12 protein-coding genes are annotated in these 12373 nt (G+C 67.8%); 6 read left to right on the plus strand and 6 right to left on the minus strand.

Annotated features, from left to right (window positions below; genetic code table 11):
- Positions 1 to 177 precede the first annotated feature (177 nt).
- The 5 genes from C441_RS16640 to nasA all read right to left on the minus strand — a co-directional run bounded on the left by C441_RS16640 (position 178) and on the right by nasA (position 6461).
- Complete coding sequence (locus C441_RS16640; protein ID WP_007276137.1) at positions 178 to 1311, minus strand: thiolase family protein; 1134 nt, start codon at positions 1309 to 1311, stop codon at positions 178 to 180.
- A 130-nt stretch (positions 1312 to 1441) separates the two neighbouring features.
- Positions 1442 to 1636 carry a hypothetical protein gene (locus tag C441_RS16645; protein WP_007276138.1) on the minus strand — a complete coding sequence of 65 codons (195 nt, stop codon included), beginning with the start codon at positions 1634 to 1636 and terminating at the stop codon, positions 1442 to 1444.
- Between the two features lie 2 nt (positions 1637 to 1638).
- Positions 1639 to 3393 (minus strand): nitrite/sulfite reductase, encoded by a 1755-nt coding sequence (locus C441_RS16650; RefSeq protein ID WP_007276139.1) that lies wholly within the window; start codon positions 3391 to 3393, stop codon positions 1639 to 1641.
- Between the two features lie 265 nt (positions 3394 to 3658).
- Positions 3659 to 4291, minus strand: coding sequence for a molybdenum cofactor guanylyltransferase (locus C441_RS16655; protein WP_007276140.1), 633 nt, complete (start codon positions 4289 to 4291; stop codon positions 3659 to 3661).
- A 58-nt stretch (positions 4292 to 4349) separates the two neighbouring features.
- Positions 4350 to 6461, minus strand: a complete 2112-nt coding sequence (gene nasA, locus C441_RS16660) for an assimilatory nitrate reductase NasA (RefSeq protein ID WP_275040277.1) — start codon at positions 6459 to 6461, stop codon at positions 4350 to 4352.
- Positions 6462 to 6810: 349 nt separating this feature from the next.
- On the opposite strand from nasA, the gene C441_RS16665 reads away from it, so the two are divergent.
- The 5 genes from C441_RS16665 to C441_RS16685 all read left to right on the plus strand — a co-directional run bounded on the left by C441_RS16665 (position 6811) and on the right by C441_RS16685 (position 10219).
- Positions 6811 to 8229, plus strand: coding sequence for an ATP-binding protein (locus C441_RS16665; RefSeq protein WP_007276142.1), 1419 nt, complete (start codon positions 6811 to 6813; stop codon positions 8227 to 8229).
- Between the two features lie 50 nt (positions 8230 to 8279).
- Positions 8280 to 8891 (plus strand): hypothetical protein, encoded by a 612-nt coding sequence (locus C441_RS20355; protein ID WP_239640848.1) that lies wholly within the window; start codon positions 8280 to 8282, stop codon positions 8889 to 8891.
- A gap of 50 nt (positions 8892 to 8941) precedes the next feature.
- A complete protein-coding gene (locus C441_RS16675; RefSeq protein ID WP_007276144.1) occupies positions 8942 to 9766 on the plus strand; it encodes an MBL fold metallo-hydrolase in 825 nt (274 codons plus the stop codon).
- Entirely contained in the window at positions 9763 to 9975 is a 213-nt protein-coding gene (locus tag C441_RS16680) for a hypothetical protein (protein WP_007276145.1), read from the plus strand. Before C441_RS16675 ends, C441_RS16680 begins: the two co-directional genes overlap by 4 nt.
- 61 nt (positions 9976 to 10036) lie before the next feature.
- Positions 10037 to 10219 carry a hypothetical protein gene (locus tag C441_RS16685; RefSeq protein ID WP_229722725.1) on the plus strand — a complete coding sequence of 61 codons (183 nt, stop codon included), beginning with the start codon at positions 10037 to 10039 and terminating at the stop codon, positions 10217 to 10219.
- A 24-nt stretch (positions 10220 to 10243) separates the two neighbouring features.
- Here C441_RS16685 and C441_RS16690 read toward each other — a convergent pair whose 3' ends face one another.
- Complete coding sequence (locus C441_RS16690) at positions 10244 to 11227, minus strand: DUF5787 family protein (RefSeq protein ID WP_193363604.1); 984 nt, start codon at positions 11225 to 11227, stop codon at positions 10244 to 10246.
- A gap of 225 nt (positions 11228 to 11452) precedes the next feature.
- On the opposite strand from C441_RS16690, the gene C441_RS16695 reads away from it, so the two are divergent.
- On the plus strand, positions 11453 to 12160 hold the full coding sequence (locus tag C441_RS16695) for a hypothetical protein (protein ID WP_007276148.1): 708 nt from the start codon (positions 11453 to 11455) through the stop codon (positions 12158 to 12160).
- Positions 12161 to 12373: the final 213 nt, after the last annotated feature.

Here is a 12373-nt window from a genome sequence, read left to right on the forward strand (position 1 = left end):
CGGCGGTTCGGGGAACCACCGACGCGTGGTCCTCGGATTTCGCTCGCGTCCCGCGACGAACCGGGATAAAAACGCGGGGCGACCTTACCGACTGAACTCGATTGCCGCGCCACTGCCACCTTTTTCCCTCGCTCCGCTCGGCAAAAATCTGGACCAAAAAACAGCCGAACTCTCGCCCTACCTACTGAACTCGATTGCCGCACCTTGGCCGAAGCCGACGCAGAGCGACGCGAGGCCGCGGTCCACGTCGCGCTTCTGCATCTCGTGGATGAGCGTCACCGGGAGGCGCGCGCCGGACGCCCCGAGCGGGTGGCCGAGGGCGATTGCGCCGCCGTTGACGTTGAGTTCGTCCGCGTCGATACCGAGTTCGCGGCGGGAGTACTCACACTGGCTGGCGAACGCCTCGTTGATTTCGACGAGGCCGTAGTCGTCGATGTCGGTGCCGGCGCGGTCGAGGAGGCCGCGGGTGGCCGGGACCGGGCCGATGCCCATGACCGTCGGGTCGACGCCGGCGACGTTGTTCGTGCCGACCGAGGCGAGCACGTCGAGGCCGCGTTCGTCGGCGAACTCGCGGCTGGTGACGAGGACGGCGGCCGCGCCGTCGGTTATCTGCGAGGAGTTGCCGGCGGTGACCGAGCCGTCGCCCGAGAAGGCGGGGTCGAGGCCGGCGAGCACCTCCATCGAGGTGTCGCGGCGGATGCCCTCGTCTTCGGTGACGACGCCGTCTGCCGTCTCGACCGGGACGATTTCGTCGTCGAAACGGCCCGAGTCGGTCGCGTCGGCGGCGCGCCGGTGGCTCCGAAGCGCGAATTCGTCTTGGGCCTCCCGAGAGACTTCGTACTCCTCGGCGACCTTCTCGGCGGTCATCCCCATCTGGAGTTGGAAGATGTTGTACCGCTCGCTCAGTTCCGGATGGAGGTGCTCGTAGGAGTCGCCGTCCATCGGCACGCGGGACATGCTCTCGACGCCGCCGGCGACGATGCACTCGCGGTTGCCGGCGGCGACGGCGTCGGACGCCGAGATGATGGCCTGCATCGAGGAGGCGCACCACCGGTTGATGCTCGTCGCGGGCGTCCCCTCGCCGAGGGCCGACAGGAGCGCGATGACGCGGGCGACGTTGTTGTCCTGTTCGGTGCGCTGTTGGGCGACGCCCCACATCAGGTCCTCCACGTCGTCGGGGTTGACGTCGTGTTCGTCGAGGATGTGGTCGATGAGCGTGACCGAGAGGTCCTCGCTTCGGACGTCTTCGAACACGCCGCCCGCCTTGCCGAACGGCGTGCGGTACGCGGCCGCGATGACTGGCTCTGGCATGACACAGCATCCGGGTTCGAACACCATAAATAGTTTAGAACTCGCTATTCGTCGCGACGAGTTGTCGTTCGGGTCGAAAAACGCCGAGGAAGCGGTGAAAGTGGAGACGACGGCACCGAGTCTCGGAACGTCAGGAACTGGTGGCGGAGTCGATGTCCGGCCGACCGGGGGTCCCGCCGGTACCCGCGTCGGCGACCGTTGGCTCCGCCGGGAACAGTTCCGGCGCGACGTCGGCCGAGGCGTGCTCGAAGCCCGCGTCGGCGGCCTCGGAATCGGCGGCGTCGGCGTCGTCAGCCGGGTTCTCGGAGGCGATGCGGTCGGTCATGTTCAGTCGCTCGTGACCGTCTGTTCGGACTGCGCCTCGTCCTCGGCGAAGGGGTACCACGACTGCTTCGCGTCGTGCATGTACGGCGCTTCGAAGTCCGTCTCCTCGGGGACGCAGTACTCCGTGACGGCCTCGGTCCCCTCGGCCTCGACCCACTCGCGGAACGTCTGTCCGGGCTCGCGGCGCTCGGCGAACGCCTCGACGAGCGACGCGATTGCGCCCGGCACCTCGTCCGCCGGGATGCGCTGTCGAACCCACTCGACGAACGACGGGTCCTCGCCGATGCCGCCGCCGACGCCGATGTCCATCGCCTCGACCATCTCGCCGTCCTTCTGGGCGCGCATGCCGAACAGGCCGATGTCGGCCGTGTTCGCCTGCCCGCAGTCGGCGGTACAGCCGGAGTAGTGAATCTTCAGTTGACTCACGTCGTCGGGCACGTCCACGTTGTCGCGGAGCCACCGGAGCATCCGGGCGGTCCGCGCTTTCGTCTCCGTGAGCGCGAGCGAGCAGAACTCCGTGCCGGTGCAGGCGACGGTGCCGCGCTGGAACGGGTTCGGGACGGGCGTGTGCTTGCCGAGGAGCGGTTCGGCGAGCAGGTCGTCGAGCTTCTCCTCCGGCACGTCCATCAGTAGCGGGTTCTGCCGGCGAGTGAGTCGGACCTCGCCGGACCCGTACTCGTCTGCGATGTCGGCCAGTTCGATGGCGTCCGACGCCGTGAGCCGGCCGACCGCGACGCTGAGGCCGACGTAGTAGTCGCCGTCGGCCTGCTCGTGGACGCCGACGTGGTCGTGTTTGCCGGCGGACTCCGGGCGGCCCGCGTTGTAGGTGTACTCGTCGCGGATGTTCTCGCCCGCAGACCGGAGTTCGAAGTCGACGTACTCCTCCTGCAGGAGGTCGCGAATCTTCTCCGTGCCCCACTCGTCGACGAAGAAGCGACTGCGGGCGCGGGCCCGAACGTCGCGGTTGCCGTGTTCGTGGTAGAGTTCGACGAAGCCGCGGACGACCTCGTAGGCGCGCTCTTCGTCGGCGACGAAGACGTCGAGGTCGCGGGCGACGCGCGGCTTTCGGGAGCCGAGGCCGCCGCCGACCCGGACGTTGAAGCCGGTGACCGTCTCGCCGTCGACTTCCTTCTTCGCGGGTTCGAGTCCCACGTCGTTTATCGAGTCCTGCGCACAGCCCTCGCGACAGCCGGTGACGCTGATGTTGAACTTCCGCGGCATGTTCGACAGCGCGTCGTTCCCGCGGAGGTCCGCCTGGAAGCGGTCGAGAAGCGGCTGGGACTCGACGAGTTCGTGCTTGTCGCGGCCGGCGACCGGACAGCCGGTGATGTTCCGCATGGTGTCGCCGCCCGCGGACCGCGAGGAGACGCCCGCCGCTTCGAGCTTCTCCCAGACCGCGGGGATGTCTTCGAGTTCGAGCCAGTGGAGCTGAATCGACTGGCGCGTCGTCAGGTCGACCCACGCGTCGCCGAACTCGGGGTTCTCGACGGGACCGGAGGCGTAGTCGCGCGCGACCTCACCGATGGCCCGGAGTTGCCCCGGTTCGAGGACGCCGTTGGCGTTCGTCAGCCGCATCATGAAATAGGAGTCCTGACCCGTCCGTTGCTGGAAGACGCCCCAGAACTTGAAGCGGGTGAACCACTTGTCGCGCTCCTCCTCGGGGATTGCGTCGACGCCCTTCTCGGCGAACTCCTCGATTTTCTCGCGAACCTCGTCGCCGTAGAGCTCCGACTTCCACGCTTCCTTCTTACTCGCCATTTCCGACCACCAGTGGGCAATTGTCCACTATCTGTGTGCGTTTGTTTGCGAACTTGGTCATGTTTCGTGATAACACGACTCGACAAAGGTTGATAAGAGTATTCGTTGAAAACCTTTAGAAATTGCCACAATTTCCCGCATTCGTCCATTCTATAACCGGATATTCCGAATATAAGGTCGTATTTTGGGCAAATAGACGGCCGATTATTGGATAATCAAAACAGACCCTCATGGACAATAATGTGGTACGTCCCTCGAACACGGTTCACCGACGAGCGGCGAGCGCGCGCAAGTCGTCGAAGGAGTTCACGTTGTGAAACACGTGCGTTCCGGCGTGAGCCTCCACTTCTCGGTCGTCGAGGACGGTGGCGTCGAGGGCGGACATCACGGTCTGGAGGCGGTCGTCGCCGGCGCGGATGGTGTCCGTGCAGGCGACTTCGGCGGCGCGGCAGTGAACGACCGCGGGAAGCGGTTGGGTCGTCTCGGAGACCCGCGGGACGACGCCCGCGCCGCCCTGCAGGCGGCCGAAGAGGTGCGAGATGAACCCGCTCGGGACCAGCGGCATATCGGTCGGGAGGACCGCCGCGTACTCGGCGCTCGTCTCCCGCAACGCGGTCCGTAAACCGAAGACGGGCCCCCGGTCGGGGTGGGCGTCCTCCGCGAACCGGACGTCGAAGTCCAACAGCGCGCCGGCCAGCGAGTCCCGCTGTTCGGCGCGGCAGTTGACGACGAGTTCGTCGACGACGGGGTCGAGCGAGGCGGCGACCCGGTGAATCATGGGCTGGCCGCCGACGGTGGCCGTCGCCTTGTCGATGCCGCCGAATCTGGTCGAGCGGCCGCCGGCGAGGATGATGCCCGCGCGGCCGGTGTCGAGGTGTGGGTGCGACGCGTCGGCCATTCTCAGGCGGCGGTGTGTTCGAGTTCGCGATGCCGTCCGCCGGCGGCGACGGGCGCCATCAGTCGCTCACCTCGGCCGCGAGGAGGTCGGTCGACGCGGTCGTCTCGGGGTGTTCGAGGCGGACGGCGCACTGCTTGAAGTTCGGTTCGTTCGACTGCGGGTCGACCGCGGGGCTGGTGAGTCGGTTGGTCATGGGGTGGTGAATAGAGAGCCAGACGAGGCCCGGCGGGACGGCGTCGTCGGGGTCGAGCGTCGCCGGAACCGATGCCCGGCGGGAGACGACGGTGGTTCGACGGGCGCCCTCGGGGTCGGCGACCGCGTCGCGGTGCGCGTTGATGGTGTCGGGGTGCGCGCGGGCGACCGGGTGGTCCGGCGTGTCGCTCCGCGTGCGGACGCCGGTGTTGTACCCGTCGGCCTCGCGGCCGGTCGTGAGCGTCAGCGGGTACGACTCGTCGGCGGGTTCGGGGAGCGACGGCCCCGAGAGCGCGCTGAACTGCGCCTTCCCCGACGGCGTCGGGAACGACCACGTCGAGTCGTCGGACTCCCCGTCGGCGTCGTAGTAGCGGTAGCCGCCCTCGCTCGTCGGGTCCGGCGCGGGCCAGCGCACGGCGCGCTCGCCGTCGAGTCGCGTGTACGACAGCCCCGAGCAGTCGGCGTCGGTCCCCTCGGTGAGCGCGGCGAACTCGTCGAACAGGTCGCTCGGCGAGACCGACGGCCTCGGGAGCAGTCCGGGCGCGACGCGGGCGGCCACGTCGGCGATGATGTCGAGGTCCTGTCTGACGCCCGGCGGCGTCTCGGTGGCCGGGCGGACCCGCGAGACGGTCCGCTCCATGTTCATCGTGGTCCCCTCGGCCTCGCCCCACGTCGCCGCGGGGAGCACCACGTCGGCGAGTTCGACCGTCTCGGACTGGAAGGCGTCCTGCACGACGAGGAACGAGTCTTCGAGGACCTCGCGGGCGGCCGTGGCGTCCGGGAACCCCGCGAGCGGGTTGGTGGCGACGGTCCAGACGACCGACGGCGACGACCCGAACATTCCGACCGGTCCCGGCCCGTTGTCGTCGGGGAGCCGAGAGACGGGCACGCCCCACGCCTCGGCGACGGTCCGACGGTGGTCCGGGTGCTCGAACGGCCGATGGCCGGGCCACGTCCCCTTCGAGGAGACGACGCGGGTGCCCATCGAGTTCGCCTGTCCGGTGAGAGAAAAGGGGCCGGAGCCGGGGCCGAGGTTCCCCGAGGCGAGACAGAGGTTCACGAGCGCGCCGGCGGTCGCGGTGCCGCGGACGCTCTGGTTGACGCCCATGCCCCAGTAGACGAGCGTGGGGGCGTCGAGGAGCGACGCCAGTTTCTCGACTTCGTCGAGCGAGACGCCGGCCTCCGACGCCGCCTCTTCGACCGGGGGGAGTTCGTCGACGACGCGGTCGAAGCCCTCCGTGTACCCCTCGACGAACGCGTCGTCCACGCGGTCGGTCTCGACGAGGTGACCGAGGACCGCCTGCGCCAGCGCGAGGTCGCCGCCGGGGTCGATGGCGACGTGGTCGTCGGCGACCGCCGCGGTCTTCGTCTCGACGGGGTCGACGACGACGAGGTCGCCGTCGTCGGCCGACTGGCGAATCCACCGGAACATCACGGGGTGGGCGACCGCCGGGTTCGCCCCCCAGACGAGGTGCGTCTCGGCCTCGGGGATGTCGTCGTAGGTCGGCGGCGGCGCGTCGCTCCCGAAGGCGCGGTAGTAGGCCTTGACCGCGCTCGCCATGCAGAGCGTCGTGTTCGCGTCGTAGTTCCGGGTGCCGATGCCGCCGCGGGCGAGTTTTCCGAGGGCGTAGGCCGCCTCGTTCGTCTGCTGACCGCTCCCGAGGACGGCGACCTCGTCGGGGTCGTCGGCCATCGCGTCGGCGATGGCGTCTCCCGCGCGCGCGAGCGCGTCGGACCACGAGGTCTGGCGGAGTTCGCCGTTCTCCCTGACGAGCGGCCGCGTGAGCCACGACCCGTCGGGGTCGGCCGACTCGCGGATGCCGCGACCGCAGGCCAGCCCGTTGTTCACGGGGTGCGAGGGGTCGCCCCGGACCGCGTCGAGACCGTACGCCGTGTCGGAGCCGAGATGGACGTGGCCACAGCCGACCGCACAGCGCATGCAGGTCGTCGGAACTTGTTTCGCCACGCGACTCACCACCCACCGTCCGCGTCGAACGTACCGTATTCGGGCATATATCCCGTGCCGTTCGTGAATATCATTTCACTTTCTTGGCTCACAGTGGCGGAAGATAACCATAAAGACCTAATCGTTTAAGAAAGGATATTTTATCCCCGTATTCTGAATGAAGACACAATATAGAATCAGATGAAAGGAATATAATCGCGTAATGCGCCCGATTTAGAATATATTTTTGTATTCTTTTTCTGGAATTAACTTCGGCAGACGGAGCCGCGCCGCGTTCTTTGCCATCGAGGTAGTTCGGTCGCGCGCGGCTCCCGGCGACGCTCCGACGCTCTTATGCGTCTCCCCGGGCAATTTCTGGGGGATGAGTGAACGGGCGCTCGAGGTTGTCGAGTTTCTGCTGACGGCCCACCTCTACACTGACGACCGAACGCTTGACGAAAACGACCTTCCCCCGCGGTATCGACGCGTCTTCTGGGCGGACGCCGAGGACGACGGCGACGAGGACGACTCGTCGATGGGCGGCATCGAGCGACCGCTGGTCGTGACCGAGTCCGTCGCGCGGAAGGCGACCGGCGTCGAACACCCCTGGGACGCGATTTCCGACCTCATGTTCACCCAGCGTGAGGAGTTCTCCGGGCGTCTCTCGCTGACCCAACCCGAGATGGCGCTGGAGTGGTTCGTCAAGCGGGCCGACCACGACCGGCTCGTGACGAACCCGACGGTCGCGAAGTCGGTCGAGGACCGCGACGACGTGGACGTGACCCACGCGGACGCGAGAGAACAGACCCGGCCGATTCACGCCGACCGCGTGTGGATAGACAGCCTGCTCGACGAGTACTTCGACGACGAGGACGACGCCGAGATGCTCGACCTCGTGCAGGTCCGCGCGCCCGAGGAAATCGAGATGACCCTCGACGACCTCGTGCTCACGACGGACCAGGAAGGCGAGATTCACAAGCTGATGAAGGCCATCGAGCACCGCGAGTACCTCGCGGACATCGGCCTCCGCGAGATCGGGAAAATCCTCTTCGTCGGGCCGCCGGGGACCGGCAAGACCACCGTCTCGCGGGCGCTCGCCCACGAACTCGGCCTCCCGTTCGTCGAGGTGAAGCTCTCGATGATTACGAGCCAGTACCTCGGCGAGACGGCCAAGAACGTCGAAAAGACCTTCGAGGTGGCAAAGCGGCTGTCGCCGTGTATCCTCTTTATCGACGAGTTCGACTCGGTGGCGAAGACCCGCCGGTCGGACGAACACGCGGCGCTCAAGCGCGCGGTCAACACGCTCCTCAAGAGCATCGACGACATCTCGCTGATTCGCGACGAGGTCATCCTCATCGGCGCGACCAACCACCCCGACCAGCTCGACTCGGCGGCGTGGCGGCGCTTCGACGAGATCGTCAACTTCCCCAAGCCGGACCGCGGGATGCGCGCCGACATCCTCCGGGTCATCACGAACCGAATGGACATAGACGAGTTCGACCCCTCGGCCATCGCCGACGTGACGGAGGGCCTCACCGGCTCCGACCTCCGGCTCGTCCTCCGCGAGGCCGTCCTCGAAGCGCTCACCGAAGAGCGGATGGAACTCACGCAGAACGACCTGCTCGAGGCCGTCGCCGACTTCGAAGAGCGCGACAACCTGAAGAACCTCGACATGATGTCCGACTCGTCGGAACTCGTCGCGGGGTCGGCGTCCGGAGACGGTCACGATCACGACCACGACCACGACCACGCGGACGAACACGAAGGCGAGACGCAGAAAGACGCCGGCGCGGCGCAGTAAGTCTACCTTTCTGACAAAACATTCATCAGTTGGCCGCAAACGCTGAGCCGATGCCTTCCAGCAGACGCCGGTTCGTTCGGACGATTACAGCGGGCGGTATTCTGACGGCACTCGCCGGGTGTACGTCGGACCTCGAACCGTCCACCGCGACTCCCCTTCCCGAACCGGAGTCGAATCCCGCCCCCGCCGCAGGAGACCCGATTACACTCTCGCGCGACTACCGAGCGTCGTCGAAGTACGACTACTATCCGGAGACTGCGGAGGTGCGACGACGCACCGGCTATCGCAAACACGTGGACGAGTCGGGGACGACGAAAGAGCCGATGTACGAGCGAGAACCGGCGTCGTCGTGGGTGACGCGAGTCGGCGGGAGCGTCGCGGGAACCGAGGCGCTGACGACGGTTCGGGAGCGACTCGGCGTCGGGTCGTTCGATAACGTCAGCCCGGGGATTGGATACCTCGATGGGGACGTGAGACGGGTGACGTTCGCCTACGAGGTGTGGCCGAATCGGAGCGGTGAAACGCGAACGCCGGCCGTCGAATTCGAGACGCTCGTCTCGGCGGTTCCGCGCACGGTTACTGCGAACCTCCGGTTCGAAGCGGCGACGCTCTCGGGGACGTTCCACCCCGTAGTCGAGTTCCGGCAGACATACCGGTCCTGACTCGCCGCCGTCGGCCACGTTTATACCTCGCCGTCCCCGTGGTTGACTCAATGCGCGTGACCCTCCTCGGCACCGGCGACACGACCGGGACGCCCACCGTCGGGTGCGACTGCGAGACCTGCCTCGCGGCCCGCGAGCGAGGCATCGAGCGGACGCGCTTTTCGGTCCACGTCGAAAACGAGCGGACCGGCGAGTCGCTCCTCGTGGACTTCAGCCCCGACTTCCGCCACCAGTTTCTCACGCAGGACGTTGCGCTCCCGGACGAGGCCTTAGTCACCCACATCCACTTCGACCACCTCGACGGCCTCGGGAACGTCTACCGCCTGCTCGACGACCTCTCGGTCCACGCCGCCGACGAGGTCGACCCGGTCACGGGCGAGAGCGTCGCCGACGCGATTCGCTCGAAGTTCGCCTACCTCGACCGCATCTCGGTCGAAGACCAGACGCCGTTCGAGTCGTTCCGCGCCTGCGGCCTCGACGTGACGTTCGTTCCGGTCGTCCACCCGCCGCTGGTCTGTTACGGCGTCGCCATCGAGGACCCGGAGACGGGCGCGAAGCTCTCGCTTTCGGGCGACACCACCTACGATATCCCCGAGGCGTCCCGCGACGTGCTCCGCGACCCCGACCTGCTTCTCGCCGAGGCCATCGTCCCCGCGTCGGTCTGCGAGTACCACCCCATCGGCGGCGACGACTACGACGAAAACGGGGTCGCGCGGACCTTCGGCACGAAGCACATGACCCGCGAGGGGGCCATCGCGCTCGGCGAGGAACTGAACGCCGACGAGACCCGCCTCGTACACGTGGCGCACTTCTACCCCGCCGACGAGGCGTTCGAGGAGCCGCTGGCGGTCGACGGCGAGGTGTACGAGCTGTGAACCTGCGAACCATCGCTGAGGACAAGGCGTTCAGGTATCTCATGGCCGCCGGCGTCGTCGCGGCCGCGGGGAACTTCGTCCTGACCTACGTCGACACGGGCCGGCTGGACTTCTTCGCCGTCGCCGTGCAGGTCGTCTTCGTCGCCGTCATCGGCGTTGCGCTCGTCGCCTACTGGAACCACATGGAGCGGCGGGCCGACGCGGAGTGAGGGCCGGGGGCGAACGCGGCGGTCCGGTGCGGTTTTGCGGCCGGAGCGCGTCGAGGCGGTCGTGTCCGATATCGTCGCGGCCCTTCGATACAGCACGCCGCTGGCAGTCGTCGCCGGAGTCGTCTGGTACCTCGTCGCCTCGTGGACCGGCGATCCGAACTGGGTCGAGGGCGCGGTGTTCGTCGTCGGCTTCGGCGTCGTCGCGACGCTCGGCTGGGTCTACTCCGACGAACGAGGCGACTAACGACCCGACGAGCGGCCGGCCGAGTCAGACGAACCGGTCGAGTCCCGACTGTCTGCGGACCGCGCCGGGCGGGTCGGCGACCCAGCCCGTCCGCGACTCGCGGAGGGCGTCGCGGTCCAGTTCGGGGGAGGCGGCCGCCTCGAACGCCGGGCAGTCGGCACCGCACTCCGAGCCGGGGTCGACCACCCGCTCGAAGTGCTCGCAGACCGGGCGGCCGTCGGCGTCGACGCGGGCGTGGACACAGCCCGGGGGGTCGTAGGCGCGCCACCCCTTCCCGTAGGCGCGCTCGGCGAGCCGGATGCGCGCGGTTCGCTTTTCGGCGGGTGGGACGAGCGCCACGTCGGTGTGAAGCGAGTGGTACTCGACGGGTTCGACGCCGGTCGAATCGGGCGAAAGCGGGCGGGGGTCGCGGACGACCTCCCGGTCGCCCGTGTCGGGGTCGAAGCGCCAGACGCCGACCTCCTCGGGGATGCGGTTGAGATGCGCGCCGGTGACGTAGCTCTCGGTCGTGAGAATCACCTCGTCGAAGACCGCGAGGCTCACGTCGAGCCGGAGCTGTCGGAGCAGGTCGCCGGGGCTTCCGAGGTCGGGTTTGTTCTCGATGCCGACGAGCCGTGAGAACCAGTCGTCTGGATAGCGGGCGGCGCGGCGGACGTACTCCCGGCTCCGGCGGCGCTCGGACTCGAAGAAGCCGACGTCGACGGCGCGGTCGGTGGCGCGCCGGGCGCGACCGGGGTGGCAGTCGAAGCCGTCCCGCCAGAAGACGGCGCTCCCGGCTCCCACGTCGCTCTCGATGGCCGCCGCGGGAATCGCGCGGTCGGTGATGCGGGCGCGCTCGTCGAACCCCGGCCCCGGGACGACGGCGCACACGTCGATGATGCGGCTCCCCGGCGAGGCGACCGACGCGCCGAGTTGCCGCGCGGGGAGCCAGTCCGTCGCCTGTTCGAGGTGGGCGCAGAGCGCCAGTTCGAAGGCGAACTCCGAGGGCGACGACACCGGTCCGGGCACGTGGAACGCTCGGGTGCGGAGCGGCAAAAAGGTCGCTCCCGCGGCCGACGAGTCGTGTCGGTGTTCTCGCATTTGATTTTCGGGGAGGTACCTATTTGGCCCAGAGCCCGGCAGTACTGACCGATGAAGGGGGAAAACAACGAATCCAGCAGTATCAGACGGAGAGCGTACCTCGGTATCGCGGCCAGCGCGGGGCTCGCGAGTCTCGCAGGCTGTAGCTCCGGAATGACCGCGAGCGCCGCGCGGGCACCGCCGCAGGTTCCCGAGGCGGCGCTCGAAGCCGGCGGCTGGGAGTACATCGGGGGACACTCGCTGGACCCCGCCTTCGAGCGGTCGGTCGGCCCGGCGAGCGTCTCCGCGGCGTTCGAGACGCTCGTCTACGAGGACATGGGCCTCTCGGAGACGCTGAAGGAGAAGACGCTCGGACAGGCCGAGGGGCAGTTCTCGCTGTTCTTCGCGACGCGCGTGACGCTCGACCCGAGCCTGTCGAACCTCCCGGAAGCGGTCCGCGGGACGGTCGTCGACTTGGTCGAAGAACACGCGCGGGCGAACTACGAGGGGCAGTTGGAAGACGTGGACGTCACGGACATCGAACAGACCGACACGCGGACGACGACGGTCGATACCGGCGAGTCGGCGCGCGTGACCGACTACGAGGCCACCATCGCCTTCGACGAGATCACCTTCCCGTTCACGGACGAAAAGGAGTTCACCATCGAGGGACAGGAGTTCGACGTCAGCGGGATGCTGGCCGTCTGGGAACACGACGGGACGATTCTCGTCGCCGGCGGCGCACACCCCGGCGAGAACATCGAACTCAGCGTGACCAAGGAGCCGACCGAGGCCATCGAGGTCTCGGTCGACATCGACCTCGGGCTCACGCCCGACGCCTACCGCGAGGAGCTTCAGTCGCTCGTCACGGGCGTCGAATAACCGGCGAAGCCCGGAGCCGACAGCGGTTCGAGGGGTTACTCGAATCGGTCCGCGAACCGTCGTGCTGGGGGGCGCGACGACCCATTTTTCGGAGCGTCGCCGGGACCGGGAGACGCGGCTGAATCGCCGCGCGCGGTGTGTGACCGCCCGACGTAGCCACAGCGTCGCCGCTCCGAGAACAGCACCTTTATCAGTCGTTCGGAGCCAAGTTCA

This window comes from Haloferax sulfurifontis ATCC BAA-897 (assembly GCF_000337835.1).
GTDB classification, from domain to species: Archaea; Halobacteriota; Halobacteria; order Halobacteriales; family Haloferacaceae; genus Haloferax; species Haloferax denitrificans.

Bases quoted from the DNA above. Each gene is read 5' to 3' on its own strand.
- C441_RS16640 (WP_007276137.1), bottom strand. From the start codon at position 1,311: ATGCCAGAGCCAGTCATCGCGGCCGCGTACCGCACGCCGTTCGGCAAG.
- C441_RS16645 (WP_007276138.1), bottom strand. From the start codon at position 1,636: ATGACCGACCGCATCGCCTCCGAGAACCCGGCTGACGACGCCGACGCC.
- C441_RS16650 (WP_007276139.1), bottom strand. From the start codon at position 3,393: ATGGCGAGTAAGAAGGAAGCGTGGAAGTCGGAGCTCTACGGCGACGAG.
- C441_RS16655 (WP_007276140.1), bottom strand. From the start codon at position 4,291: ATGGCCGACGCGTCGCACCCACACCTCGACACCGGCCGCGCGGGCATC.
- C441_RS16665 (WP_007276142.1), top strand. From the start codon at position 6,811: ATGAGTGAACGGGCGCTCGAGGTTGTCGAGTTTCTGCTGACGGCCCAC.
- C441_RS20355 (WP_239640848.1), top strand. From the start codon at position 8,280: ATGCCTTCCAGCAGACGCCGGTTCGTTCGGACGATTACAGCGGGCGGT.
- C441_RS16675 (WP_007276144.1), top strand. From the start codon at position 8,942: ATGCGCGTGACCCTCCTCGGCACCGGCGACACGACCGGGACGCCCACC.
- C441_RS16695 (WP_007276148.1), top strand. From the start codon at position 11,453: ATGACCGCGAGCGCCGCGCGGGCACCGCCGCAGGTTCCCGAGGCGGCG.